Annotated in this window: 36 protein-coding genes; 4 read left to right on the top strand and 32 right to left on the bottom strand. The window is 60.7% G+C overall.

The annotated features are described in order from the left end of the window. Positions 1-12 precede the first annotated feature (12 nt). Positions 13-1,329: a replication-associated recombination protein A gene (locus BBJ66_RS24780; protein WP_049734108.1), complete on the bottom strand. Its 1,317-nt coding sequence runs from the start codon at positions 1,327-1,329 to the stop codon at positions 13-15. Next, on the bottom strand, positions 1,326-2,729 hold the full coding sequence (locus tag BBJ66_RS24775; RefSeq protein ID WP_071090527.1) for a DegQ family serine endoprotease: 1,404 nt from the start codon (positions 2,727-2,729) through the stop codon (positions 1,326-1,328). The genes BBJ66_RS24780 and BBJ66_RS24775 overlap by 4 nt, the downstream gene beginning before the upstream one ends. Positions 2,730-2,988: 259 nt before the next feature. Here BBJ66_RS24775 and BBJ66_RS24770 point away from each other — a divergent pair, with 259 nt between their 5' ends. Both BBJ66_RS24770 and BBJ66_RS24765 read left to right on the top strand, forming a co-directional pair. Further along, on the top strand, positions 2,989-3,369 hold the full coding sequence (locus BBJ66_RS24770) for a YkvA family protein (protein ID WP_049734106.1): 381 nt from the start codon (positions 2,989-2,991) through the stop codon (positions 3,367-3,369). Positions 3,370-3,392: 23 nt separating this feature from the next. Beyond that, positions 3,393-3,746, top strand: coding sequence for a lysozyme inhibitor LprI family protein (locus BBJ66_RS24765; RefSeq protein ID WP_049734154.1), 354 nt, complete (start codon positions 3,393-3,395; stop codon positions 3,744-3,746). Between the two features lie 55 nt (positions 3,747-3,801). Here the strand turns inward: BBJ66_RS24765 and ilvD are convergent, their stop codons facing one another. Beyond that, a complete protein-coding gene (gene ilvD / locus BBJ66_RS24760; protein WP_071090608.1) occupies positions 3,802-5,640 on the bottom strand; it encodes a dihydroxy-acid dehydratase in 1,839 nt (612 codons plus the stop codon). Between the two features lie 440 nt (positions 5,641-6,080). On the opposite strand from ilvD, the gene msrP reads away from it, so the two are divergent. Further along, positions 6,081-7,028: a protein-methionine-sulfoxide reductase catalytic subunit MsrP gene (gene msrP, locus BBJ66_RS24755; RefSeq protein WP_071090524.1), complete on the top strand. Its 948-nt coding sequence runs from the start codon at positions 6,081-6,083 to the stop codon at positions 7,026-7,028. Beyond that, positions 7,028-7,684, top strand: a complete 657-nt coding sequence (gene msrQ, locus BBJ66_RS24750; protein WP_049734104.1) for a protein-methionine-sulfoxide reductase heme-binding subunit MsrQ — start codon at positions 7,028-7,030, stop codon at positions 7,682-7,684. The genes msrP and msrQ overlap by 1 nt, the downstream gene beginning before the upstream one ends. 138 nt (positions 7,685-7,822) lie before the next feature. Here msrQ and BBJ66_RS24745 read toward each other — a convergent pair whose 3' ends face one another. The 29 genes from BBJ66_RS24745 to tuf form a co-directional block, all read right to left on the bottom strand. Beyond that, complete coding sequence (locus tag BBJ66_RS24745; protein ID WP_049734103.1) at positions 7,823-8,245, bottom strand: ribosomal maturation YjgA family protein; 423 nt, start codon at positions 8,243-8,245, stop codon at positions 7,823-7,825. Between the two features lie 171 nt (positions 8,246-8,416). After that, positions 8,417-8,839: a 50S ribosomal protein L17 gene (rplQ, locus tag BBJ66_RS24740; RefSeq protein ID WP_003573769.1), complete on the bottom strand. Its 423-nt coding sequence runs from the start codon at positions 8,837-8,839 to the stop codon at positions 8,417-8,419. A gap of 124 nt (positions 8,840-8,963) precedes the next feature. Next, entirely contained in the window at positions 8,964-9,974 is a 1,011-nt protein-coding gene (locus BBJ66_RS24735) for a DNA-directed RNA polymerase subunit alpha (RefSeq protein WP_003547579.1), read from the bottom strand. A 97-nt stretch (positions 9,975-10,071) separates the two neighbouring features. Continuing rightward, the gene (gene rpsK / locus BBJ66_RS24730) at positions 10,072-10,461 is read right to left on the bottom strand and encodes a 30S ribosomal protein S11 (protein WP_003547577.1); all 390 of its coding nucleotides are present in this window, start codon (positions 10,459-10,461) and stop codon (positions 10,072-10,074) included. A gap of 133 nt (positions 10,462-10,594) precedes the next feature. Beyond that, complete coding sequence (rpsM, locus tag BBJ66_RS24725; protein ID WP_003573772.1) at positions 10,595-10,963, bottom strand: 30S ribosomal protein S13; 369 nt, start codon at positions 10,961-10,963, stop codon at positions 10,595-10,597. A 221-nt stretch (positions 10,964-11,184) separates the two neighbouring features. Next, positions 11,185-11,835, bottom strand: coding sequence for an adenylate kinase (locus tag BBJ66_RS24720; RefSeq protein ID WP_071090521.1), 651 nt, complete (start codon positions 11,833-11,835; stop codon positions 11,185-11,187). Next, complete coding sequence (gene secY / locus BBJ66_RS24715) at positions 11,832-13,172, bottom strand: preprotein translocase subunit SecY (RefSeq protein ID WP_049734101.1); 1,341 nt, start codon at positions 13,170-13,172, stop codon at positions 11,832-11,834. The genes BBJ66_RS24720 and secY overlap by 4 nt, the downstream gene beginning before the upstream one ends. Positions 13,173-13,404: 232 nt before the next feature. Further along, complete coding sequence (gene rplO / locus BBJ66_RS24710; protein ID WP_049734100.1) at positions 13,405-13,881, bottom strand: 50S ribosomal protein L15; 477 nt, start codon at positions 13,879-13,881, stop codon at positions 13,405-13,407. A gap of 16 nt (positions 13,882-13,897) precedes the next feature. Next, the gene (rpmD, locus tag BBJ66_RS24705) at positions 13,898-14,107 is read right to left on the bottom strand and encodes a 50S ribosomal protein L30 (RefSeq protein WP_003547566.1); all 210 of its coding nucleotides are present in this window, start codon (positions 14,105-14,107) and stop codon (positions 13,898-13,900) included. A 14-nt stretch (positions 14,108-14,121) separates the two neighbouring features. Then, positions 14,122-14,691 (bottom strand): 30S ribosomal protein S5, encoded by a 570-nt coding sequence (gene rpsE / locus BBJ66_RS24700; protein WP_003573784.1) that lies wholly within the window; start codon positions 14,689-14,691, stop codon positions 14,122-14,124. A 131-nt stretch (positions 14,692-14,822) separates the two neighbouring features. After that, the gene (rplR, locus tag BBJ66_RS24695; RefSeq protein ID WP_003573785.1) at positions 14,823-15,185 is read right to left on the bottom strand and encodes a 50S ribosomal protein L18; all 363 of its coding nucleotides are present in this window, start codon (positions 15,183-15,185) and stop codon (positions 14,823-14,825) included. Positions 15,186-15,197: 12 nt separating this feature from the next. Beyond that, positions 15,198-15,731 carry a 50S ribosomal protein L6 gene (gene rplF / locus BBJ66_RS24690; protein WP_003578670.1) on the bottom strand — a complete coding sequence of 178 codons (534 nt, stop codon included), beginning with the start codon at positions 15,729-15,731 and terminating at the stop codon, positions 15,198-15,200. Positions 15,732-15,773: 42 nt separating this feature from the next. Next, the gene (gene rpsH / locus BBJ66_RS24685) at positions 15,774-16,172 is read right to left on the bottom strand and encodes a 30S ribosomal protein S8 (protein ID WP_003547562.1); all 399 of its coding nucleotides are present in this window, start codon (positions 16,170-16,172) and stop codon (positions 15,774-15,776) included. A gap of 12 nt (positions 16,173-16,184) precedes the next feature. Next, the gene (gene rpsN / locus BBJ66_RS24680; RefSeq protein ID WP_003573787.1) at positions 16,185-16,490 is read right to left on the bottom strand and encodes a 30S ribosomal protein S14; all 306 of its coding nucleotides are present in this window, start codon (positions 16,488-16,490) and stop codon (positions 16,185-16,187) included. 32 nt (positions 16,491-16,522) lie between these two features. Further along, complete coding sequence (gene rplE, locus BBJ66_RS24675) at positions 16,523-17,080, bottom strand: 50S ribosomal protein L5 (protein WP_003573788.1); 558 nt, start codon at positions 17,078-17,080, stop codon at positions 16,523-16,525. Further along, positions 17,073-17,381 (bottom strand): 50S ribosomal protein L24, encoded by a 309-nt coding sequence (gene rplX, locus BBJ66_RS24670; protein WP_003547559.1) that lies wholly within the window; start codon positions 17,379-17,381, stop codon positions 17,073-17,075. Before rplX ends, rplE begins: the two co-directional genes overlap by 8 nt. Positions 17,382-17,393: 12 nt before the next feature. Next, complete coding sequence (gene rplN, locus BBJ66_RS24665; protein ID WP_003573790.1) at positions 17,394-17,762, bottom strand: 50S ribosomal protein L14; 369 nt, start codon at positions 17,760-17,762, stop codon at positions 17,394-17,396. A gap of 258 nt (positions 17,763-18,020) precedes the next feature. Further along, positions 18,021-18,260: a 30S ribosomal protein S17 gene (rpsQ, locus tag BBJ66_RS24660; RefSeq protein WP_003573791.1), complete on the bottom strand. Its 240-nt coding sequence runs from the start codon at positions 18,258-18,260 to the stop codon at positions 18,021-18,023. 12 nt (positions 18,261-18,272) lie between these two features. Continuing rightward, on the bottom strand, positions 18,273-18,473 hold the full coding sequence (rpmC, locus tag BBJ66_RS24655; RefSeq protein ID WP_003547556.1) for a 50S ribosomal protein L29: 201 nt from the start codon (positions 18,471-18,473) through the stop codon (positions 18,273-18,275). A 12-nt stretch (positions 18,474-18,485) separates the two neighbouring features. Further along, positions 18,486-18,899 carry a 50S ribosomal protein L16 gene (gene rplP / locus BBJ66_RS24650; RefSeq protein ID WP_003573792.1) on the bottom strand — a complete coding sequence of 138 codons (414 nt, stop codon included), beginning with the start codon at positions 18,897-18,899 and terminating at the stop codon, positions 18,486-18,488. Between the two features lie 36 nt (positions 18,900-18,935). Then, positions 18,936-19,667, bottom strand: coding sequence for a 30S ribosomal protein S3 (gene rpsC, locus BBJ66_RS24645; protein ID WP_003587196.1), 732 nt, complete (start codon positions 19,665-19,667; stop codon positions 18,936-18,938). Next, positions 19,667-20,056 carry a 50S ribosomal protein L22 gene (gene rplV / locus BBJ66_RS24640; RefSeq protein ID WP_003573794.1) on the bottom strand — a complete coding sequence of 130 codons (390 nt, stop codon included), beginning with the start codon at positions 20,054-20,056 and terminating at the stop codon, positions 19,667-19,669. The genes rpsC and rplV overlap by 1 nt, the downstream gene beginning before the upstream one ends. A 2-nt stretch (positions 20,057-20,058) precedes the next feature. After that, positions 20,059-20,337, bottom strand: coding sequence for a 30S ribosomal protein S19 (gene rpsS / locus BBJ66_RS24635; protein WP_003573797.1), 279 nt, complete (start codon positions 20,335-20,337; stop codon positions 20,059-20,061). Positions 20,338-20,352: 15 nt separating this feature from the next. Beyond that, a complete protein-coding gene (rplB, locus tag BBJ66_RS24630) occupies positions 20,353-21,189 on the bottom strand; it encodes a 50S ribosomal protein L2 (RefSeq protein WP_049734099.1) in 837 nt (278 codons plus the stop codon). A gap of 11 nt (positions 21,190-21,200) precedes the next feature. Next, positions 21,201-21,494 (bottom strand): 50S ribosomal protein L23, encoded by a 294-nt coding sequence (locus BBJ66_RS24625; RefSeq protein ID WP_003547550.1) that lies wholly within the window; start codon positions 21,492-21,494, stop codon positions 21,201-21,203. Continuing rightward, on the bottom strand, positions 21,491-22,111 hold the full coding sequence (gene rplD / locus BBJ66_RS24620; RefSeq protein ID WP_003578669.1) for a 50S ribosomal protein L4: 621 nt from the start codon (positions 22,109-22,111) through the stop codon (positions 21,491-21,493). The genes BBJ66_RS24625 and rplD overlap by 4 nt, the downstream gene beginning before the upstream one ends. Positions 22,112-22,124: 13 nt before the next feature. Further along, positions 22,125-22,766, bottom strand: a complete 642-nt coding sequence (gene rplC / locus BBJ66_RS24615) for a 50S ribosomal protein L3 (RefSeq protein WP_003587198.1) — start codon at positions 22,764-22,766, stop codon at positions 22,125-22,127. A gap of 39 nt (positions 22,767-22,805) precedes the next feature. After that, complete coding sequence (gene rpsJ, locus BBJ66_RS24610; protein WP_003547547.1) at positions 22,806-23,114, bottom strand: 30S ribosomal protein S10; 309 nt, start codon at positions 23,112-23,114, stop codon at positions 22,806-22,808. Positions 23,115-23,268: 154 nt separating this feature from the next. Continuing rightward, positions 23,269-24,444: an elongation factor Tu gene (gene tuf, locus BBJ66_RS24605; protein WP_003573803.1), complete on the bottom strand. Its 1,176-nt coding sequence runs from the start codon at positions 24,442-24,444 to the stop codon at positions 23,269-23,271. Between the last annotated feature and the right edge of the window lie 68 nt (positions 24,445-24,512).

Below are 24,512 nucleotides of genomic sequence, written 5' to 3'. Positions count from 1 at the left end.
AGGCCAGACGCGTCAGCGCGGGTTGCGCTCCTTGCGAAGCTTGGCCCACCATTCCAGCCGCTTGCGGATGTCGCGCTCGAAACCACGCTCCGGCGGGTCATAGAAGGTCTGGCGGCCCATCTTCTCCGGGAAATAGTCCTGGCCGGAAAAGGCGTCCGGCTCGTCATGGTCGTAGCGGTAACCCTCGCCGTAACCTTCGCCCTTCATCAGCTTGGTCGGCGCATTGAGGATATGCTTCGGCGGCAGCAGCGAGCCGTTCTGCTTGGCGGCCTGGCTTGCGGCCTTGAAGGCGGTGTAGACGGCATTCGATTTCGGCGCGGTGGCGAGATAGACGCAGGCCTGGGCGAGCGCCAGTTCGCCCTCGGGGGAACCGAGATACTCATAGGCATCCTTGGCGGCGTTGCAGACCACCAGCGCCTGCGGATCGGCAAGGCCGATATCCTCCACTGCCATGCGCACCAGCCGCCGGCCGAGATAGAGCGGATCCTCGCCGGCATCGAACATGCGGGCGAGATAATAGAGGGCGGCGTCCGGGTCCGAGCCGCGCACGGATTTATGCAAGGCCGAGATCAGATTGTAGTGGCCATCCTGCGCCTTGTCATAGACCGGAGCGCGGCGCTGGACGATACGCGTCAGGCCTTCGGTATCGAAACTCTCGCCTTCGCGTGCGGCGCGCCAGACTTCTTCGGCAAGCGTCAGCACGGCGCGGCCGTCGCCGTCTGCCATGCGGATCAGACTGAGACGCGCTTCCTCCGTCAGCGGCAGCGGCTTCTGCTCGATCGCCTCGGCGCGCTTCAGCAATTCCTCCAGGCTCTCCTCATCATGCGATTTGAAGGTCAGCACGCGGGCGCGCGACAGCAGAGCGGCGTTGAGCTCGAAGGACGGGTTTTCGGTGGTGGCGCCGACGAGGATGACGGTGCCGTCCTCCATAACAGGCAGAAAGCTGTCCTGCTGGGCGCGGTTGAAACGGTGGATCTCGTCGACGAAGAGCAGCGTCTGGCGGCCGTCCATGCGGCGCAGGCGGGCAGTCTCGAACACTTTCTTCAGATCGGCGACGCCTGAGAAAATCGCCGAAATTTGCTCGAAGGCCAGCCCCGCCTCGCCCGACAGCAGCCGTGCCACCGTCGTCTTGCCGGTGCCTGGCGGGCCCCAGAAGATCATCGAGCCGAGCGAACCGCTTTCGATCATTCTTTTCAGCACGCCGTCTTCACCGGTCAGATGTTCCTGACCGGTGACATCGGCAAGCGTCTTCGGCCGCAGCCGGTCGGCAAGCGGCCGCCTGGCGGCTACCTCCTCCGGAACACGCGGCGCGAAGAGATCATTGCTCATCGGAAGAACTGCCGGATGCGCTGACCGTCGCGCTCGATCTCCACCCGCCAGAGGCCGGGGTCGCTATCGGCGATTTCGGACAGTTCGCTGGTGGTCTTCACATCGGTGCCGTTGATCGAGACGATGATATCCTTCGGCTCGAAACCGAGACGGGCGGCCGGCGAATCCTCCTTGACCTCGGAGACGACGACGCCTGCCGATTCCGGCGGCATGCGGAGTTCGTCGGCGACCCGCGGCGACAGGTTTTCGACAACGGCGCCGCTGAAGGGGGTGCGACCGCCGATCGTGCGCTGATCGCGCGGCGAGGTTTCCGGGGCACGATCGAGCGTCAGCGGCAATTGCTCCTCGCGGCCGTTCTCGACGACGGTGAGCTTGACCGACTTGCCGAGACCGGCCGTCGTCAGCCGGTAAAGCAGCGCATCCGGATGTTCGACCGAAATACCATCGACAGCGGTGACGATTTCGCCGGCCTTCAGTCCGGCCTTGGCGGCCGGGCCGCCTTCCGAAACCTTGACGACGAGCGCGCCGCGAACCTTGTTCAGCCCCAGTGCCTCAGCGACTTCAGAGGTCACGGCATCGAAGCTCGCGCCGACATAGGGCCGCTCGAAGGATTTGACGCCGGCGTCCGCCGAGGCGAGGAAGACCTTGACCAGATTGGCCGGAATGGCGAAGCCGATGCCGTTCGAGCCGCCGCCGCGCGAGAAGATCGCGGTGTTGATGCCGATCAGCTCGCCCTTCATGTTCATCAGCGCGCCGCCGGAATTGCCTGGATTGATCGAGGCATCGGTCTGGATGAAGAAACCGAACTCGTTCCTGACCACCTGGTTGCGCGCAAGTGCGGAGACGATACCGCTCGTCACCGTCTGGCCGACGCCGAAGGGGTTGCCGATCGCCAGCACGAGATCGCCGACCTCGACCGCATCGGAATTGCCGATGGGAAGCGTCGGGAAACTTTCCTTGGTGTCGATCTTCAGCACGGCAAGATCGACACGATCATCGCGCAGCACCACCTTGCAGGGGAATTCGCGTCCATCAGGCAGGGCAACCTTGATGTCGTCGGCGCCTTCGACGACGTGATTGTTGGTCACGACAGTGCCGTTCGCCTCGACGATGACGCCGGAACCGAGCGAGGACTGCTTCTCCGAGCGATTCGGCATCTGCTGGCCGAAGAACTGCTCGAAAAAGGGGTCGCCGGCAAAGGGCGACTGCCGCCGGACGGTCTTTTCCGCATAGACATTGACGACGGCGCCCGACGTCTGTTTGACGAGCGGCGCGAAGGAGAGCTGCATCTGCATCTGGCTCTCGGGCACTGTCTTTGCGGTCTGTGCGTAAGCGGCAGCCGGCAGGAGGAGCGTCAGAGCGAATAGCGAGACGGAGGCGCGCTTGAACAGGCCTTGCATGGGTATCCCTTTTGAATCTTCTTGAGCAACGTTTTAGAGCATGATGCCGAAAAGTGTGAGCGGTTTTCGGACGACATCATGCTCTAGCTATTCAATTGCAAACAGGATTCAGATTTTAGGCCGAACCGGCCTAAAATCATCCTGTTCTGCGGCCCGACGCTAGAAAGGAAAGAGGGCGGAAGCATGGAAGAATAAGGCAGAGATGACCCCACGAGACTGCGCTTGAAGCCTTTGCGAATTCGATTCAGGAAATTCGGCCATGCAACTGATATCAAAAGCCAAAAACTGGGCGAAGTCACTGAAGCGTGACATCATCGCCTTATGGCTTGCTGCCCGGGATCCACGGGTGCCCTGGCATGCGAAAGCGGTGGCGGGCGCGGTTGCGGCCTATGCGCTGTCCCCCATCGATCTCATCCCCGATTTCATTCCGGTGCTCGGCTATCTCGACGATCTCCTGATCGTGCCACTCGGCATTCTGCTGGCGACGCGGCTTATCCCGGCTGCAGTTATGAGCGCGCTGCGCGATGAAGCGGCAAAACGCATCGAGCGTCCTTCCGGCCGGGCCGGGCTGATCTTCATCCTTGCCGTCTGGCTTGCCTGCATCATCTTCCTGGCTCTGGCATTGCGCAAACTGGGCTGACCAGGAGCAAAAGGGACATGGGAATGATGACGGCAAGAGCGATGATGATGGGTTTTGGTTTTGCGATTTCCATCTTCGCATCGGATATGGCGCAGGCGGCAAGCTTCGACTGCGATGCGAAGGAATTGAAGCCTGATGAAAAGGCGATCTGCGACAACCGCGCGCTCAACGATGCCGACGTGAAGATGGTGACGACCTTCGAGCTGCTCTCCGGCCTGCTGGCGATGGGCTCGCGCGGGACATTGCAGGACGAGCAGACCGCCTGGCTGAAGAAACGACAGGAATGCGCTGCGGATACCGCCTGTATCAAGGCTGCCTATGACGAGCGCCTGAAGCAACTCGGCGAGACCTATAAAAACATCAACCGGCCGCTTTGAAAGCGGCCGGTCTTGAGCAGCTGACTCTCAATCAGCGGGTAATAGGTTCGACCAGTTAGCGGGCGTTCAGATCCCGCACGGCGCCGCGGTCGGCGCTGGTGGCGAAGGCGGCGTAAGCCTTCAGCGCCGTCGTGACGTTGCGCTTGCGCACTTCTGTGGGATGCCAGCCCTTGGCGTCCTGATCGGCGCGGCGGGCGGCAAGTTCGGCCTCGTCGACGCGCAGGCTGATCGTGCGGTTCGGGATGTCGATGTCTATCATGTCGCCTTCGCGCACCAGGCCGATCGTGCCGCCATTTGCCGCTTCCGGCGAGGCGTGGCCGATCGACAGACCCGAGGTGCCGCCGGAGAAGCGGCCGTCGGTGATGAGCGCACAGGCCTTGCCGAGGCCCTTCGACTTCAGATAGCTCGTCGGATAGAGCATTTCCTGCATGCCGGGGCCGCCCTTCGGACCTTCATAGCGGATGACGACGACATCGCCGGCCTTGACTTCATTGGCGAGGATCGCCTTGACCGATGCATCCTGGCTTTCAAAGACGCGGGCCGGGCCGGAGAATTTCAGGATCGATTCATCGACGCCTGCCGTCTTGACGATGCAGCCATCGACCGCGAGATTGCCCTTGAGCACGGCCAAGCCGCCGTCCTTGGAGAAAGGATGTTCGACCGAGCGGATGACGCCGTTCTGGCGGTCGGTGTCGAGTTCGTCCCAGCGGGCCTCCTGGCTGAAGGCGACCTGGGTCGGGATGCCGCCAGGGGCGGCGCGATAGAAGTTGCGGACAGTGTCGCTGTTGGTGCGGGTGATGTCCCAGCGGTCGATCGCATCGCCCAGCGTCTCGGCATGCACGGTCGGGCAATCGCGGTTCAGCAGACCGCCCTTGTCGAGCTCGCCGAGGATCGACATGATGCCGCCGGCGCGGTGCACGTCTTCCATATGAACATCGCTCTTGGCGGGTGCGACCTTCGACAGGCACGGCACCCGGCGCGACAGCGCGTCGATATCGGCCATGGTGAAATCGATCTCGCCTTCATGGGCGGCAGCAAGGATGTGGAGGACCGTGTTGGTCGAACCGCCCATGGCGATGTCGAGCGCCATGGCATTCTCGAAGGCCTGCTTGGAGGCGATGGTGCGCGGCAGCGCCTTGACGTCGTCCTGCTCGTAGTAGCGGCGGGCGAGATCGACGATCAGATGGCCGGCCTCGACGAAGAGGCGCTTGCGGTCGGCGTGGGTGGCGAGCGTCGAGCCGTTGCCGGGCAGCGACAGGCCGAGCGCCTCCGTCAGGCAGTTCATCGAATTGGCGGTGAACATGCCGGAGCAGGAGCCGCAGGTCGGACAGGCCGAGCGCTCGATGGTCTGCACATCCTCGTCGCTGATCTTTTCATCGGCTGCGGCGACCATGGCATCGACGAGGTCGAGTGCATGGGTCTTGCCGTGCAGCACGACCTTGCCCGCTTCCATCGGACCACCGGAGACGAAGACGGTCGGGATGTTGAGGCGCAACGACGCCATCAGCATGCCGGGCGTGATCTTGTCGCAGTTGGAGATGCAGACCATGGCATCGGCGCAATGGGCATTGACCATGTATTCGACGCTGTCGGCAATGAGTTCGCGCGAGGGCAGCGAATAAAGCATGCCGTCATGACCCATGGCGATGCCGTCGTCGACGGCGATCGTGTTGAACTCCTTGGCGACACCGCCGGCTGCCTCGATTTCACGGGCGACGAGCTGGCCGAGATCCTTCAGATGCACGTGGCCGGGCACGAACTGGGTGAAGGAATTCACCACCGCGATGATCGGCTTGCCGAAATCCGAATCCTTCATGCCCGTGGCGCGCCAAAGGCCGCGCGCGCCTGCCATGTTGCGGCCGTGGGTCGTGGTTCTGGAGCGGTAGGCTGGCATCGGTGTCTTCCTCGACGTGTCGGAGATCATCAGGCGAAGCGGGGCGGCATTGAGCCTGCGGCCGGGCAACGCTGCTTTTTGGAATTGTCCTAATCCAATCGGCGGGAGCTGTCACTACCGGCAAGGCCAAATCCGGTACGCTGCCGGGAGAAGCGCCTTGAGCGCCATTGGTGATATACGGTTCGGCGCGGGGTTTGGTTACAGCCTATTCCATCACAGCCGAACACAAAAAATTGGCTTCCCGTCGGTGATATTCAAGGCATAGACACTAAAGCGCGTCGCGATCTTTCAGATTCGCTCCCCGCGCTTTAGGCCTTAGTTTTTGCGCATGTCGTTATCGCAAAACCGCTACACACTTTTGCGCGACATGCTTTAATCCGAACATGCGGGCGGTTCGTTTAAGAACTATAGTCAAGAAATCCGCCCTGGAGGTTTTCGACATGCCAAGCTATCGCCCCCCGAAGATCGCGTCGTCGGAAATCACGCCGCGCCAGCTCTATCTGCGCCGCCGTGAATTCCTCGGCGCTGCGGCGCTCGGCGCCATGGCGCTCTACGGCGCCGGCAAGGCGAGCGCGGCCGCGCTTTCCGCCGTCGGGAGCAAGTACAAGGTCGACGAGAAGCCGACGCCGCTCAAGGACGTCACCACCTACAATAATTTCTATGAGTTCGGCCTCGACAAGGCCGATCCCGCAGCGAATTCCGGCGATTTCAAGCCGCTGCCCTGGACGGTCAAGGTCGACGGCATGGTCAACAAACCAGGCACCTTCGACCTCGAGGCGCTGATGAAGGAATTCCCGATCGAGGAGCGCACCTATCGCATGCGCTGCGTCGAAGCGTGGTCGATGGTCATTCCCTGGGACGGCTTTCCGCTGGCATCGCTGCTCGACAGGGTGGAGCCGCTCGGCAGCGCCAAATATGTCGCCTTCGAAACTGTCGTGCGGCCGGACGAAATGCCGGGGCAGAAGGGTTTCTTCCAGTCGCTCGACTGGCCCTATGTCGAGGGCTTGCGCCTCGACGAGGCGCGCCATCCGCTGACGCTGCTTGCCGTCGGGCTTTATGGCGAGACGCTGCCGAACCAGAACGGCGCGCCGATCCGCCTCGTCGTCCCGTGGAAATACGGCTTCAAGGGCATCAAGTCGATCGTCAGAATGACGCTCACCGACCAGCAGCCGAAAAACACCTGGCAGGTGACCAATCCGCAGGAATATGGCTTCTATGCCAACGTCAATCCTGCGGTCGACCACCCTCGTTGGAGCCAGGCGAGCGAGCGGCGCATCGGCGAAAGCGGCTTCTTCGGCGCGAGCCGCCACCCCACCCTGCCCTTCAACGGCTATGCCGACGAGGTGGCGGGGCTTTATGCAGGCATGGATCTGAAGGCGAATTTCTGATGGCGGAATTGTCGCTCGCCATCCCGAAGCGCTGGCAGCCCGCTTCCGTCTGGCTGCTTTATGTCGTGGGGCTGGTACCTGCGGCCTGGACCTTCTATCTCGGCGCAACCGATCAGCTCGGCGCCGATCCGGTCAAGACCTTCGAGCTCTTCCTCGGCATCTGGACGATCCGCTTCCTGATTCTGACACTTGCCGTCTCCCCTGCCCGCGAGTTGTTCGGCTGGAACTACCTGCGCTACCGCCGTGCGCTTGGACTGCTGACCTTCTACTACGCGCTGATGCATTTCACCGTCTACATGGTGCTCGACCAGGCGATGGATATCCAAGCGGTCGTCAACGATGTGCTGAAGCGCCCTTTCATCATGTTCGGCATGGCGGCCCTGGCGATGCTTATTCCGCTGGCGGTGACGTCCAATAACTTCTCGATCCGCCGCCTGGGTGCGAACTGGAACTGGCTGCACCGCCTCGTCTACATTATTGCCGCCTGCGGGGCGCTGCATTTCGCGCTCTCGACCAAGATCCTCGATCTCGAGCAATATATCTATGTCGGGCTGATCATCGCGCTCATCCTCTACCGCTCCTGGCGGCCGATCGCCCGCAGCCGGAAAAAAGGCCAGGGTCGGACGCGCAATCGCGCCATGGCGTCGGCTTCGTGAGACCTTAAAGCGCGTCGCGATCTTTCAGATTCGCTCCTCGCGCTTTAAGTCTTTGTTTCTACGCATGTCGTTGGGGCAAAAGCGCTTCGCACTTTGCCTGGGAAAACCGCTGCACACTTTTGCGCGACATGCTTTAGACTACCGGCGAGGACCAACCGCCGCCCGACGGGCGGGATCGCAGGCGCAGGCCGCTGCGATCCCGATCGCATAAGCCAGAATGTTCCAGAGCGAAAATATCCGGCCGATCAGCAGTGCGCCTGCGGTCGTCAGTCGAAATGCGTCGAGCCAGGGCGTGTGATAGAGCCGGAACAACTCCACCGAGATCGCAATGAACAGCGCCATGGCGGCAATGATTGCCGGCCGTGACCTTGCGACAAAGAGCGCCACGAGCAGATAGACCATCGCGCCCCACAGCGCCGAACCGCCATATTTGACGACGATGAAGGGCAAATCGGCCGCATAGCCGAAACGCCTGAGCGCCAGTCCGAGGACGATCACCACAAGCAGGGCTGCGAGGCGAAGGAGCTGCGCTTGAGAGCGAGGCTGAATGATTTCGTGCAATGGAATCTGTCCTGCAGAGATCAACCGCTGGAGTGTTGGGGCGGAGATATCGAATTACCCGGCGAGATGCTGCCTGTCGTCGCAGCTTCCACGTTCGTCCACGTCCCACGCACAAACAAAAACAGCCGGGCTTTGTGAGCCCGGCTGTTTGGTTTCCGACGGAGCGGAAGATTAAGCGGCGACGGCCTGCTCTTCGGCGGCGACGCGGGCCTTGTCGGCTGCGCCCTTGGCGAAGGTGTCGCGGTCAACGAATTCGACGACGGCCATGGCGGCATTGTCGCCCTGGCGGAAGCCTGCCTTCATGATGCGCAGATAGCCGCCGTTGCGGGTGGCGTAACGCGTTGCGATCGTGTCGAACAGCTTCGAGACGACAGCGGCATCGCGGATCTGCGAGATCGCCTGACGGCGAGCATGCAGGTCGCCGCGCTTGCCGAGCGTGACGAGCTTCTCGACGATCGGACGAATTTCCTTGGCCTTCGGCAGGGTCGTGACGATCTGCTCGTGGGTAATCAGCGAAGCCGCCATGTTGGCGAACATCGCCTTGCGGTGGCTTGCAGTTCTATTCAGCTTGCGGCCGGCTTTACCATGGCGCATTGCTATTCTCCTTTAATGCAGGCGCCCTTACGTTACGTGGGCCTGCCGTTTCCTGGCACATGCAGGCGATCGGCCTGCTGTTTGACGGGGAAAGGCAGTCGTAAAGAGCCTGCCTTTTTGGTTTTTAATACTGGTCTTCGTAACGCTTGGCGAGATCTTCGATGTTCTCGGGCGGCCATGCCGGCACTTCCATGCCGAGGTGCAGGCCCATGGAAGCGAGAACTTCCTTGATTTCGTTCAGCGACTTGCGACCAAAATTCGGGGTGCGGAGCATTTCTGCTTCGGTCTTCTGAATGAGGTCGCCGATGTAGACGATGTTGTCGTTCTTCAGGCAGTTTGCCGAACGGACCGACAGTTCGAGTTCGTCCACCTTCTTCAGGAGAGCCGGGTTGAAAGCGAGTTCGGTGACTGCTTCCTCTTCGGTTTCCTTCTGCGGCTCGTCGAAGTTGACGAAGACGCCAAGCTGATCCTGGAGGATGCGCGCCGCGAAAGCGACGGCGTCTTCGCCGGTGATCGAGCCATCGGTTTCGATGGTCATGTTCAGCTTGTCGTAGTCGAGAACCTGTCCTTCGCGGGTATTTTCAACCTTGTAGGACACCTTCTTGACCGGCGAATAAAGGCTGTCGACCGGGATGAGACCGATCGGAGCATCTTCCGCACGATTGCGCTCCGCCGGAACGTAGCCCTTGCCGTTGTTGACGGTGAACTCCATGCGAATCTCGGCGCCCTCATCGAGCGTGCAGATAACATGCTCGGGGTTGAGGATTTCGATATCGCCGACCGTCTGGATGTCGCCAGCCGTGACAACGCCCGGGCCCTGCTTGCGCACGACCATGCGCTTTGCATCGTCGCCATCCATCTTGATGGCGATTTCCTTGATGTTGAGCACGATGTCCGTCACGTCTTCGCGGACGCCCGGAATCGAGGAGAATTCATGCAGCACGCCATCGATCTGCACCGCCGTGACGGCAGCGCCGCGCAGCGAGGAGAGCAGAACGCGGCGAAGCGCATTGCCGAGGGTGAGGCCGAAGCCGCGCTCCAGCGGTTCGGCAACAAGCGTCGCCCTGGTGCGCGAGCTCGAGGAGAACTCCACCTTGTTCGGCTTGATCAGTTCCTGCCAGTTCTTCTGAATCATGAGTTTGCCTTCCGTTCGTTGCCACCATCCAATCGTGGCAACCGAGCTTGAAAACCACCGGGAGCGCCAAGGCGCTCACCAGTGACGAGAGCGATGATCAGACGCGGCGCTTCTTGCGCGGACGGCAGCCATTGTGCGGGATCGGGGTCACGTCGCGGATGGACGTGATCATGAAACCTGCAGCCTGGAGCGCGCGCAGAGCCGATTCACGACCCGAACCCGGACCGCAGACTTCGACCTCAAGCGACTTCATCCCGTGCTCCTGAGCCTTCTTGGCGCAGTCTTCGGCAGCGATCTGGGCAGCGAACGGGGTCGACTTGCGCGAGCCCTTGAAGCCCTTGGCGCCAGCCGACGACCAAGCGATCGCGTTGCCCTGGGCATCGGTGATGGTGATCATCGTGTTGTTGAAGGTCGAGTTGACGTGGGCGACACCCGACGAGATGTTCTTGCGCTCACGACGGCGAACGCGGACGGCTTCCTTAGCCATGGTATTCCTTTCGTTGATCTCTTCACCGCCGTAATGCCAGCGGCTACACCGGAACGGCGCCTATATGGTCCCGCTCCAAACTCAAAAGAGGCCGGCGCAGACCGCCAGCCTCCCCACCCCGGTTTCCCGGAAATTACTTCTTCTTACCAGCGATTGCCTTTGCCGGGCCCTTGCGGGTGCGGGCATTGGTATGCGTGCGCTGACCACGGACCGGAAGGCCGCGGCGATGACGCAGGCCGCGGTAGCAGCCGAGATCCATCAGGCGCTTGATGTTCATCGCGGTATCGCGACGAAGATCGCCTTCGACCTGATAGTCGCGGTCGATGGCTTCGCGGATCTGAAGGACTTCGGCGTCCGTCAGCTGATGCACACGACGTTCAGCCGGGATACCGACCTTCTCGACGATTTCCTGTGCGAATTTCGGACCGATCCCGTGAATGTAGGTCAGCGCGATAACAACGCGCTTTGCAGTCGGGATGTTGACGCCAGCGATACGTGCCACGCCTGTTCTCCTTGCATTCCAGTTGCCATCCGGCAAGTGGGCTTCGTTATGCGGTCTTTGGAACCGCTCGTTCAGATTTACGTCCGCAACATGTCAAAACGACCGCACCCGGACTTCCCTGGGAAATCCGCGCCGATCGCATGGAATGTCGCGAGTTGGCGCGGTGTTTAGCGGAATCACTGCTGAAAAGCAACCGTTCCGCCAAGTTTATTTTCAAAGCCTTAAAGCTTGGAAAGAATGCTTTCGACCTCGGCCGTCACCTGATCGATCTCTGCCATGCCGTCCACGGACCTGAGTTTGCCCTTGGCATGGTAGTAGCCGATCAGCGGCGAGGTTTCCTTGTAGTAGACCTGCAGCCGAGCGGTCATGGTCTCCGGATTGTCGTCGGGACGGCGCTTGAAGTGCGTCGAACCGCACTTGTCGCACACGCCTTCGGCAGCCGGAATCTTATCGGTATCGTGATAGACGCTGCCGCACTGTGCGCAGGAATAGCGACCGGCGACGCGACGGACCAGTTCGTCATCGTCGACACGGAATTCGATGACGACGGAAAGGCCGAGACCCTTTGCCCTCAGCATCGCTTCGGTGGCATCAGCCTGGACGAGCGTCCTCGGGAAACCGTCGAGAATGAAGCCGTTGGCGCAATCGGGTTGATCGATTCGCTCGGAGACGATGGCGATAACGATCTCGTCCGAGACGAGTTTGCCGGCGTCCATCACCGCCTTGGCGCGCTTGCCGACATCCGTGCCGGCATTCACCGCTGCGCGCAGCATGTCCCCCGTGGAAAGCTGCGGAATGCCGTGCTTTTCCACGATCCGCTGGGCCTGGGTTCCCTTACCCGCGCCCGGCGGCCCTAAAAGGATAAGTCTCATCGCCCCCTCTTTCCTCCACGCAACTTCGATTTCTTGATCAGGCCTTCGTATTGCTGCGCGATCAGGTGACCCTGGATCTGTGCAACCGTATCAAGAGTTACGCTAACCACGATCAAAAGCGAAGTCCCACCAAGGGATAATGGAATGCCGGTTTGCGACACCAGGATCTCCGGGAGAATGCAGACGAAGACGAGATAGATTGCGCCGATCACCGTGATTCGGGTCAGCACGTAGTCGATATATTCGGCGGTGCGCTCGCCCGGGCGGATGCCGGGAATGAAGCCGCCATGCTTCTTCAGATTGTCGGCCGTGTCCTTCGGATTGAAGACTATGGCCGTATAGAAGAAAGCAAAGAAGGCGATCAGCGCTGCATAGAGCACCATGTAGAGCGGCTGGCCATGGCCCAGCGCCGCGACGATCGATGTTGCCCAGGAAGGCATTGCCGTGGTGCTGGCGAAGCCTGCGACCGTTGCCGGCAACAGCAGCAGCGACGAGGCGAAGATCGCCGGGATGACGCCCGAAGTATTGAGCTTCAGCGGCAGGTGTGAGGTATCGCCCTGGAACATCCGGTTGCCGACCTGGCGCTTCGGATACTGGATCAGCAGCCGACGCTGCGCACGCTCGACGAAGACGATGACGGCGATGACCAGGATCGCGACAAGGATGACCAGCAGGATGAGCGGGGTCGACAGCGCGCCGGTGCGGCCGAGTTCGAGCGTGCCCGCAAGAGCTGTCGGAAGACCGGCGGCGATGCCGGCGAAGATGATCAGCGAGATGCCGTTGCCGATGCCGCGTGAGGTGATCTGCTCGCCGAGCCACATCAGGAACATCGTGCCGCCGAGCAGCGTCAGGACGGTGGAAACACGGAAGAACCAGCCCGGATCGACGACCAGGCCCTGGCCGCTCTCGAGGCCGGCGGCGATGCCGTAGGCCTGAAGCGCACCGAGAATGACCGTGCCGTAGCGGGTATACTGGTTGATGATCTTACGGCCCTGCTCGCCCTCCTTCTTGAGGTTTTCGAGCGCCGGCACGACCGATGTCATGAGCTGCACGATGATCGAAGCAGAGATATAAGGCATGATGCCGAGCGCGAAGATCGCCATACGCTGCACAGCGCCGCCCGAAAACATGTTGAAAAGGCCGAGAATGCCGCCTGACTGGCCGCGGAAAGCCTGGGCATAGGCTTCGGGATTGAGGCCCGGAAGCGGAATATGAGTGCCGAGCCTGTATACGAGGAGAGCTGCCAGTGTGAACCACAGGCGCTTCTTCAAATCCTCGGCTTTGGCAAAGGTCGAAAAATTGAGGTTGGATGCCAATTGTTCCGCTGCAGAAGCCATGCGTTTCTCCGCGCTACCAATTCCGGCGTCTCTGGGGGATAGGCCGGCCCGGAATCAGTATGAAAATTATTCAAAACCGGGTTCAGTACGGATTGCAGCGCAACCCCATGCCTCACCCTTGTTTTAGTCTTACCGGCATGACGCGGGCGCGCCAGCCAACATTTTGTGAGGCCCACATATGGGAGCAAAATCGCCCGGTGTGAAGCACCCCGGGCGATATATCATCAGATTATTATTCGGCTGCAACAGGAGCCGAAAGCAGCGTCACGGTGCCGCCGGCCTTTTCGATCTTCTCGACGGCAGGCTTGGAGGCGCCTGCAACGACGATGGTGATCTTGGCCTTCAGCTCGCCGTCGGCGAGAACGCGAACGCCGTCCTTGGTGCGGCGGATGACGCCGGCAGCCTTGAGGGCAGCTGCGTCAACGGTCGCCTTGGCATCGAGTTTGCCGGCGTCGATCGCCGTCTGGATGCGAGCGAGCGACACAACAACAAAATCGGAAGCGAAAATGTTGTTGAAGCCACGCTTCGGCAGGCGACGATAGATCGGCATCTGGCCGCCTTCGAAGCCGTTGATGGCGACGCCCGAACGGGACTTCTGACCCTTCACACCGCGGCCAGCCGTCTTGCCGGAACCCGAGCCGATACCGCGGCCGAGGCGCTTGCGGCTGTGGGTCGAGCCTTCGTTGTCTTTAATTTCATTGAGTTTCATGAGCGTTTCCTCCGTCTCACTTCTCGTCGACGACGCGAACGAGATGCTGGACAGCACGGATCATGCCGCGAACCGAAGGAGTATCCTCCAGCGTGCGGCGACGGTGCATCTTGTTCAGTCCGAGACCGATCAGCGTGCGCTGCTGAACATCCGGACGGCGAATCGGGCTGCCGATCTGTTCGATCGTGACAGTCTTCGCTTCAGCCTTCTTGGTAGCCTTGGCCATCTGTCAAACTCCTCTTATTCTTCAGAGGCGTTGCCGGAGGCGCTACGACGAGCCTGCAGCGTTGCATACTTGATGCCGCGCTGAGCTGCGATGTCCTTCGGGTGAACCTGGTGCTTCAGAGCGTCGAAAGTGGCGCGAACCATGTTGTAGGGGTTCGACGAACCAGTCGACTTGGCGACGACGTCGTGCATGCCGAGCGTTTCGAATACGGCGCGCATCGGACCGCCGGCGATGATGCCGGTACCGACCTTGGCCGAGCGCAGCAGAACCTTGCCGGCGCCGTGGCGGCCATGAACGTCGTGATGCAGCGTACGGCCGTCACGCAGCGGTACGAAGATCAGTTCGCGCTTGGCGGCTTCGGTTGCCTTGCGGATGGCTTCCGGCACTTCGCGTGCCTTGCCATGGCCGAAGCCGACGCGGCCCTTCTGGTCGCCGACGACGACGAGTGCTGCGAAACCGAAACGACGGCCGCCCTTGACGACCTTGGCGACGCGGTTGATCGCGACCAGCTTGTCGACGAATTCGCTATCGCGCTCTTCACGGCTCTGGCGGTCTTCCCGCTGCGGCCTTCTTTCCTGTGCCATTGTCCTCTTCCTTTTTCTTTTCCGGGTGCAATCGGCAAATAAATGTGGACCGCGTCAGCCTCCCCTTTCGGAGAGTGCCTGCGGTCCGGCGAAAATCCGGCCGGCGCCAAAAGCGTCCGGCCGGAAACTGATCAGAAGGTGAGACCGCCTTCGCGGGCTGCATCGGCGAGAGCCTTGATGCGGCCGTGATAGATGAAGGCGCCACGGTCGAACACGACCTCGGTGACTCCAGCCTTCGAAGCGCGCTCTGCAACGAGCTTGCCGACGAGGGCAGCTGCTGCGGTGTCGGCACCGGTCTTCAGAGAACCGCGCAGATCCTTGTCGAGGGTCGATGCAGCGGCAAGCGTCTTGCCGGCAACATCGTCGATAACCTGAGCGTAGATGTTCTTCGAGGAGCGATGAACCGACAGGCGCGGACGGCCATTGGCCACCGACTTGAGATGACGGCGCACGCGGTTGGCACGACGTGCAAGTGCTTCTTTCCTGCTAGCCATTTCGCGTGATCCTTACTTCTTCTTGCCTTCTTTGCGGACGATCCGCTCGTCAGCGTACTTGACGCCCTTGCCCTTGTAAGGCTCAGGACCGCGATATTCGCGGATTTCGGCGGCGACCTGACCGACCTGCTGCTTATTGATGCCGGAGACAACAATTTCAGTCGGCTTCGGAACGGCGATCGTGATGCCGACCGGCGGCTCATAGATCACGTCGTGGCTGAAGCCGAGGGCCAGCTGCAGGTTCTTGCCCTGCAGGGAGGCGCGGTAACCGACGCCGTTGATTTCAAGCTTGCGCTCGAAGCCGTCCTTGACGCCCTTGAAGATGCCTTCGATCATCGTGCGGGACATGCCCCACTTCGAACGTGCATCCTTGGTCTGGTTCACGGGCGTCACGACGACCGCGTTGTTTTCGAGCTTGAGGCTGATTTCGTCGTTAGCAACGAAAAACAGTTCGCCCTTCGGGCCCTTTGCAGTGACCTTCTGGCCATCGACCGTAGCCGTGATCCCAGCAGGCACCTGAACGGGCTTCTTACCGATACGAGACATGTTTCAATCCTGTCTGTTCGCTATGGAGATCTCTGCCCGATCTTAGAAGACCGAGCAAAGAACCTCGCCGCCAACGTTCTGTTCGCGAGCCTGGTGATCGGCCATCACGCCCTTCGGAGTCGAAAGGATGGTGATGCCGAGGCCGTTCGCGACCTGCGGAATGGACTTGACCGAGACATAAACCCGGCGGCCCGGCTTGGACACGCGGCCGATCTCACGGATCACCGATGCGCCTTCATAATATTTCAGCTCGATGCTGAGTTCCGACTTGCCATTGCCGAAATCGACAACGGAATAGCCACGGATGTAGCCTTCGGACTGCAGGACATCGAGAACACGTGCACGGAGCTTGGACGCAGGTGTCGAAACCGACGACTTGCGGCGGGAAGCGCCGTTACGGATACGGGTGAGCATATCGCCCAACGGATCAGTCATTGTCATGTAACCTGCTCCTTACCAGCTCGACTTGACGATGCCCGGCACCTTGCCGAGATTGCCCAGTTCACGCAGCGCAATACGCGACATGCGCAGTTTGCGGTAATATGCGCGCGGACGCCCCGAAACTTCGCAACGGTTGCGAATACGGGTCTTCGATCCATCACGCGGCAGGGATGCCAGCTTGATCGAGGCCTTGAACCGCTCTTCGATCGGAAGAGCCTGGTTCATGATGATCGCCTTCAACGCAGCCCGCTTAGCGGCCTGGTTGGCGACCGTAGTACGGCGGCGCTTGTTCTTTTCAACTGCGCTTGTCTTCGCCATGTCAGGTTCCTTTTCTACGCTCGTCGTTACGGTTATTGACGGAACGGGAAGCTGAACTCTTTCAGAAGAGCCCGTGCTTCGTCGTCGGTCGTCGCCGTCGTGCAAACGATGATGTCCATGCCCCACATCTGATCAACCTTGTCGTAGTTGATCTCAGGGAACACAATGTGCTCCTTGATGCCCATGGCGAAGTTGCCACGGCCGTCAAAGCTTTTCGGGTTCAGGCCGCGGAAGTCGCGAACGCGCGGAAGCGCGATGTTGACCAGGCGATCCAGGAACTCGTACATGCGGGCGCCGCGCAGGGTAACCTTCGCGCCGATCGGCATCTGTTCGCGGACCTTGAAGCCTGCGATGGAGTTGCGCGCGCGGGTGATGACCGGCTTCTGGCCGGCGATCGCTGCGAGGTCGGCGGCAGCTACCGTCGGCTTCTTCGAGTCAGCGGTCGCTTCGCCGACACCCATGTTGATCACGATCTTGTCGAGCTTCGGGATCATCATCTCGTTGGCGTAGGAGAACTGCTCCTGCATCGCCTTGCGGATGCGCTCGACATATTCCTTCTTGAGCCGCGGCTCGTATTTTGCCTCAGCCATCGATCACTTCTCCAGAACGCTTGGCCACACGGACCTTCTTGCCGTCAACAACCTTGAAACCGACGCGGGTCGGCTTGCCGTCCTTGTCGATGATTGCAACGTTGGACAGGTGAACCGGGGCTTCCTTGTTGATGATGCCGGCTTCCTGGGTCTGCGTCTGGCGCTGGTGGCGCTTGACGACGTTGACGCCACGAACAACGGCACGATCTTCCTTCGGCATGACCTGGACAACTTCGCCGGTACGGCCCTTGTCCTTGCCAGCGAGCATGACGACCTTGTCGCCCTTACGAATCTTCTGCATCGCTTCCGCTCCTTACAGTACTTCGGGAGCCAGCGAGATGATCTTCATGTGGTTCTTGGCGCGAAGTTCGCGCGGAACCGGTCCGAAGATACGGGTGCCGATCGGCTCTTTCTTGTTGTCGATGAGGACTGCTGCGTTGGTGTCGAAGCGGATGACAGAGCCATCCGGACGACGGATGTCCTTGGCGGTGCGAACGACAACCGCCTTCATCACGTCACCCTTCTTCACACGGCCGCGCGGGATCGCTTCCTTGATCGAAACGACGATGACGTCGCCGATCGAGGCATACTTGCGCTTCGAGCCGCCCAGCACCTTGATGCACATGACACGACGTGCGCCGGAATTATCCGCGACGTCGAGGTTTGTTTGCATCTGAATCATATCAGGTCGCCTTCTTGGTTTACCGGAATGGTTGGGCTAGCCCCCTACTCCGGCTTATGAAAATTTTCGCCGGCCGAACCGCCGTAACGGCAGCACAGACGCGGCAATAGCTGAATAGCGCGGGATCGATCGTGCCAGGGTGGTTTCCCGAAGGACCTTCCGTGCGCTCAAAGCAAAAGAACGCCCGGCATTCGAGCGTTCTGACGCTGCTTCATACAGATATTTCGGCGAGACGCAAGGCCTCGCACGAAATTCTGTTTACTGACCCTGGGCGGAAATTACCGTCCAGCGCTTGTCCTTGGAGATCGGCGCGCATTCCTCGATGGATACGGTATCGCCAATCTTGTACTGGTTGTTCTCGTCGTGGGCCTTGTACTTCTTGGAACGACGAACGGTCTTCTGGAGCAGCGGGTGAGCGAAACGACGCTCGACGCGAACCACTACCGTCTTCTCGTTCTTGTCGCCAACGACGACGCCCTGCAGGATGCGCTTCGGCATATTTTTCTTCCTTTAGGCCTTAACTTCTGCCGCCTTCTGGCGGGCAATGGTTTTCACGCGGGCGATGTCCTTGCGGACTTCGTTGATGCGCGAGGACTTTTCGAGCTGGCCGGTCGCCTTCTGGAAGCGCAGGTTGAACTGCTCCTTCTTCAGCTTGGCAAGCTCGTCCTTGAGTTGGTCGGCGGTGAACCCGCGAACATCTGAGGCTTTCATGAGCTCAATCCCTTACTCTGCAATGCGCTGAACGAAGCGCGTCTTGACCGAGAGCTTGGCAGAGCCGAGACGAAGCGCCTCACGGGCGATTTCTTCGCTGACACCGTCGATCTCGAACATCATACGGCCGGGCTTGACCTTGCATGCCCAGTATTCAACGGAGCCCTTACCCTTACCCATGCGGACTTCGGTCGGCTTTGCGGTTACCGGAACGTCCGGGAACACGCGGATCCATACACGGCCGGCGCGCTTCATATAACGCGTGATCGCGCGGCGGGCCGCTTCGATCTCGCGCGCGTTGACGCGGTTGGGTTCCTGTGCCTTCAGGCCGAATTCGCCGAATGCCAGGTCAGAACCGCCCTTGGCGACGCCCTTGATGCGGCCCTTGAATTGCTTGCGGTACTTGGTACGCTTTGGCTGCAACATTTTCTTATTCTCCGAACTTCTCTGCCACGCGCGCTATCAAGCGTTGTCGCGGCGACGGTCTCTGTCGCGGTCACGATCACGGCTTGCCGGACCCTGGGCGTCACCTTCCATCGCACGGCGCTCGGAAGCCATCGGATCATGCTCAAGGATTTCGCCCTTGAAGATCCAGACCTTGATGCCGCAGATGCCGAACGCGGTTTCTGCTTCAGCCGTGCCGTAGTCGATGTCGGCGCGCAGCGTGTGCAGCGGCACACGACCTTCGCGGTACCATTCCGTACGGGCGATTTCAGCGCCACCGAGACGGCCGGCGCAGGTGATCTTGATGCCTTCGGCGCCAAGACGCATCGCGGACTGAACGGCGCGCTTCATGGCGCGGCGGAAAGCCACGCGGCGCTCGAGCTGCTGGGCGATCGACTGAGCGACCAGCGTCGCATCGACTTCGGGCTTGCGCACTTCGACGATGTTGAGGTGCGTTTCCGAGTTGGTCATATCAGACAGCTTCTTGCGGAGCTTGTCGATATCGGCGCCCTTGCGGCCGATGATCAGACCCGGACGTGCCGAGTGGATCGTGACGCGGCACTTCTTGTGCGGACGCTCGATAACCACCTTGGAGATCCCTGCCTGCTTCAGTTCGCTCATGACGAACTTGCGCATCTTCAGGTCTTCGTGCAGCAGCTGACCGTACTCGGCATTGTCCGCGAACCAGCGGCTATCCCAGGTACGGTTGATGCCGAGGCGGAAACCGATTGGATTGATTTTCTGACCCATTATGCGGCCTCCTCTACTGCCTGCACTTCACGAACGACGATCGTCAGGTGCGCGAAAGGCTTCTCGATGCGCGACGCACGACCGCGACCACGAGCGTGGAAACGCTTCATGACGATCGACTTGCCGACATAGGCTTCGGCGACGACGAGAGCGTCGACGTCGAGATCGTGGTTGTTCTCGGCGTTGGCGATCGCGGATTCGAGCGTCTTCTTGACGGCACCTGCGATACGCTTGCGGGAGAACTCCAGCTCAGCGAGTGCGCGCTCGACCTTCTTGCCGCGGATGGCCGCAGCAACCAGATTGAGCTTCTGAGGGCTGACACGGAGCGTGCGGGCGACTGCTTGCGCCTCGTTGTCCTTCAGCCGGCGTTCGGCTTTTGCCTTGCCCATTATTACTTCCTCTTCGCCTTCTTGTCCGCGCCGTGACCGTAGTAGGTGCGGGTCGGAGAGAATTCACCGAATTTGTGGCCGACCATGTCTTCATTGACGCTGACCGGGATATGCTTGCTGCCGTTGTAGACGCCGAAGGTAAGACCGACGAACTGCGGCAGGATCGTGGAGCGACGGCTCCAGATCTTGATCACTTCTGCACGTCCGCCTTCACGAACCTTCTCAGCCTTCTTGAGAAGATAGCCGTCAACGAACGGACCTTTCCATACTGAACGAGCCATTGGAGACTTCCTCTCTTACTTCTTACGCTGATGACGCGAGCGCATGATCATCTTGTCGGTCGACTTGTTCGACCGGGTGCGCTTGCCCTTGGTCGGCTTGCCCCACGGTGTCACCGGATGGCGACCACCGGAGGTGCGGCCTTCACCACCGCCGTGCGGATGGTCGACCGGGTTCATGACGACACCGCGGTTATGCGGACGCTTGCCGCGCCAAACGGTACGACCGGCCTTGCCGTCGTTGATGTTGGCGTGGTCAGGGTTGGAGACGGCGCCGATCGAAGCAAGGCAGGAGCCATGAACGAGACGCTGTTCACCGGAGTTCAGGCGAAGGATCGCCATGCCCTGGTCGCGGCCGACGAGCTGTGCGTAGCCACCGGCGGAGCGAGCGATCTGACCGCCCTTGCCCGGCTTCATTTCCACGTTGTGGATAATGGAGCCGACCGGGATGAACTGCAGCGGCATGGTGTTGCCGGGCTTGACGTCGACAGCCTTCTCGGAAGCGATGACCTTGTCACCCGCAGCGAGACGCTGAGGAGCGAGGATATAGGCCTTCTCGCCGTCAGCATAGACCACCAGCGCGATGAAAGCCGTGCGGTTCGGGTCGTATTCGATACGCTCGACCGTGCCTTCGACGTCGAACTTGCGACGCTTGAAGTCGATCAGACGATAGGTACGCTTGTGACCGCCGCCGATGAAGCGGGCGGTGATGCGACCGAGGTTGTTACGACCGCCGCTCTTGGTCAGGCCTTCCGTCAGCGCCTTGACCGGCTTGCCCTTGTAGAGGGCCGAACGGTCGACGATGACCAGCTGGCGCTGGCTCGGGGTGATCGGATTGAATGTTTTCAATGCCATTTTCTTATACCTCAGAGACCGGTGGAGACGTCGATCGTCTGGCCTTCAGCCAGGGTCACAACAGCCTTCTTCACGTCCTTCTGCTTGCCGACGAAACCGCGGAACCGCTTGGTCTTGCCCTTGCGCAGCAGAGTGTTGACGGCCGTAACCTTGACGCCGAACAGCGCCTCGACAGCAGCCTTGATTTCCGGCTTCGTCGCCTGCTTGGCGACATTGAAAACAACCTGGTTGTTTTCGGATACCAGCGTGGACTTTTCGGTGATCGCCGGAGAGACGATCACATCGTAGTGGCGAAGATCGGTCACTTGAATCGCTCCTCTAGCGCTTCAACCGCAGCCTTGGAAAGCACGAGCTTGCCGCGGCGCACGATGTCATAAACGTTGATGCCCTGGATCGGCAGAACATCGATGTTCGGGATGTTCTGAGCTGCGAGCTTGAAGTTGCCGTCAAGTTCTGCGCCGCCGATGAAGAGGGCGTTGGTCAGGCCGAGCGTCTCGAATACAGACGCGAGAGCCTTGGTCTTGGCTTCAGCGGCAACCAGGTTGTCGATGACGATGACGTCATCGGCCTTGATCTTGGCCGAAAGAGCGTGGCGCAGGCCGAGTGCACGAACCTTCTTCGGAAGGTCATGCTCGTGGCTGCGGACGACCGGGCCGTGGGCCTTGCCGCCGCCGCGGAACTGCGGAGCGCGAGCCGAATGGTGGCGGGCGCGGCCCGTACCCTTCTGCTTGTACATCTTGGCGCCGGTGCGCGAAACTTCAGCGCGGCCCTTTGCCTTGTGGGTGCCCTGCTGCTTCTTGGCAAGCTGCCAGCGGATGACGCGGGCGAGAATGTCTTCGCGGGGCTCGAGGCCGAAAATCGCGTCCGAAAGGGAAACCTTCCCGGCGTCTTTTCCCTCGAGGGTCTTGACGTTGAATTCCATTGATCTGGCTCCCTTACTTCGCGGCCGACTTGACGGCGTCGCGCACGATGATCCAGGCACCCTTGGAACCGGGAACAGCACCCTTGATCAGGATCAGACCACGATCTTCGTCGGTCGAAACCACTTCCAGGTTCTGCGTCGTGACGCGCGTCTGGCCCATGTGACCAGCCATCTTCTTGTTCTTGAAAACCTTGCCCGGATCCTGGCGCGAGCCGGTCGAACCGTGCGAGCGGTGCGAAACCGACACACCGTGCGTGGCGCGAAGACCGCCGAAACCGTGGCGCTTCATGGCGCCGGCAAAACCCTTACCGATCGTCGTGCCCGTCACGTCGACGAGCTGACCGGCGGCGAAGTGACCTGCCTTGATCTCCGTGCCGATTTCCAGCAGCTGGTCTTCCGACACGCGGAATTCAGCGACCTTGGCCTTCGGCTCGACGTTGGCAACGGCAAAGTTGCCGCGCATCGCCTTGGAGGTGTTCTTCACCTTCGCCTGGCCGGCACCGAGCTGAACTGCGGTATAGCCATTCTTTTCGACAGTGCGCGTGGCAACGACCTGGCAGCCGTCCATACGCAGTACCGTTACCGGGACATGCTCACCGGCGTCGTTATAGACGCGGGTCATTCCCACCTTCTGTGCAATCACACCTGAACGCATCGGTTCAATCCTTCTCACTCAGCCCGAAGACCCGAGGTCTCAGAGCTTGATCTCAACATCGACACCGGCGGCGAGATCGAGCTTCATCAGCGCGTCTACCGTCTGCGGGGTCGGGTCAACGATATCGAGAAGGCGCTTGTGCGTGCGCATCTCGAACTGTTCACGGCTCTTCTTGTCGATGTGCGGGGACCGGTTGACCGTAAACTTCTCGATGCGGGTCGGAAGCGGAACGGGGCCCCGGACGCTTGCACCGGTGCGCTTAGCCGTCGATACGATCTCGCGCGTGGAGGCATCGAGAATCCGGTGATCGAACGCCTTCAGGCGGATGCGGATATTCTGGCCGTTCATTCGACTTTATCCTTGTGTCTGTTATCCGCGTGTCACCATTCAGGGACACGACTTACCTTCAGTTACGTTAGCGGGCCACCGGTTTCAAAGATCGAGAGGGACACCGAGATCGGCGTCCCTATCCTTTCCTTGGGCCTGGTGGCCCAGCCGCTAATTACTCGACGATCGAAGCGACGATGCCGGCGCCGACGGTGCGGCCGCCTTCGCGGATGGCGAAGCGCAGCTTTTCTTCCATCGCGATCGGAACGATCAGCTCGACGGCAACCGTGACGTTGTCGCCCGGCATGACCATCTCCGTGCCCTCGGGCAGCGTGACGATGCCGGTCACGTCCGTCGTGCGGAAGTAGAACTGCGGACGGTAGTTGGTGAAGAACGGCGTATGACGGCCACCCTCTTCCTTCGTCAGGATGTAGGCTTCTGCCATGAACTTCTTGTGCGGCTTGACAGAGCCCGGCTTGCACAGGATCTGGCCACGCTCGACGCCGTCACGGTTCACACCGCGAACCAGTGCGCCGATGTTGTCGCCAGCCTGGCCCTGATCGAGCAGCTTGCGGAACATTTCAACGCCGGTCACCGTCGTCTTCGAGGTCGCGCGGATGCCGACGATCTCGACTTCTTCGCCAACCTTGACGATGCCACGCTCGACGCGGCCGGTCACAACCGTGCCGCGGCCCGAGATCGAGAACACGTCTTCGATCGGCATCAGGAACGGCTGGTCGATCGGACGCTCAGGCGTCGGGATGTAGGCGTCAACAGCAGCCATCAGCTCGCGGATCGCGTCTTCGCCGATCTTCTTGTCGCTATCTTCGAGAGCGGCCAGCGCCGAACCCTTGACAACCGGGATATCGTCGCCCGGGAAGTCGTAGGACGACAGCAGTTCACGAACTTCGAGCTCGACCAGTTCGAGAAGCTCGGCGTCGTCAACCTGGTCGACCTTGTTCAGGAACACCACGATCGCCGGAACGCCGACCTGGCGGGCCAGCAGGATGTGTTCGCGCGTCTGCGGCATCGGGCCGTCAGCGGCCGAGCACACCAGGATCGCGCCGTCCATCTGGGCAGCACCGGTGATCATGTTCTTGACGTAGTCGGCGTGGCCGGGGCAGTCGACGTGCGCGTAGTGGCGGGCCGGCGTCTCATATTCGACGTGCGCCGTCGAAATGGTGATGCCACGGGCCTTTTCTTCCGGAGCAGCGTCGATCTGGTCGTACGCCTTGAACTCACCGAAGTACTTCGTGATCGCTGCCGTCAGAGACGTCTTGCCGTGGTCAACGTGGCCGATCGTGCCGATGTTGACGTGCGGCTTGTTGCGCTCAAACTTACTCTTTGCCATTTTCGGCTCTCCGTTTTGCTAGTCCCCGAGGGGATCTAATTCTTGTTATCGGTCAATTGGTATTCCGG

This window comes from Rhizobium sp. RSm-3 (genome assembly GCF_001854685.1).
GTDB classification, from domain to species: domain Bacteria; phylum Pseudomonadota; class Alphaproteobacteria; order Rhizobiales; family Rhizobiaceae; genus Rhizobium; species Rhizobium ecuadorense.
Note: the sequence above shows the minus strand (reverse complement) of the source record. Positions and strands in the feature narration are given on the sequence as shown.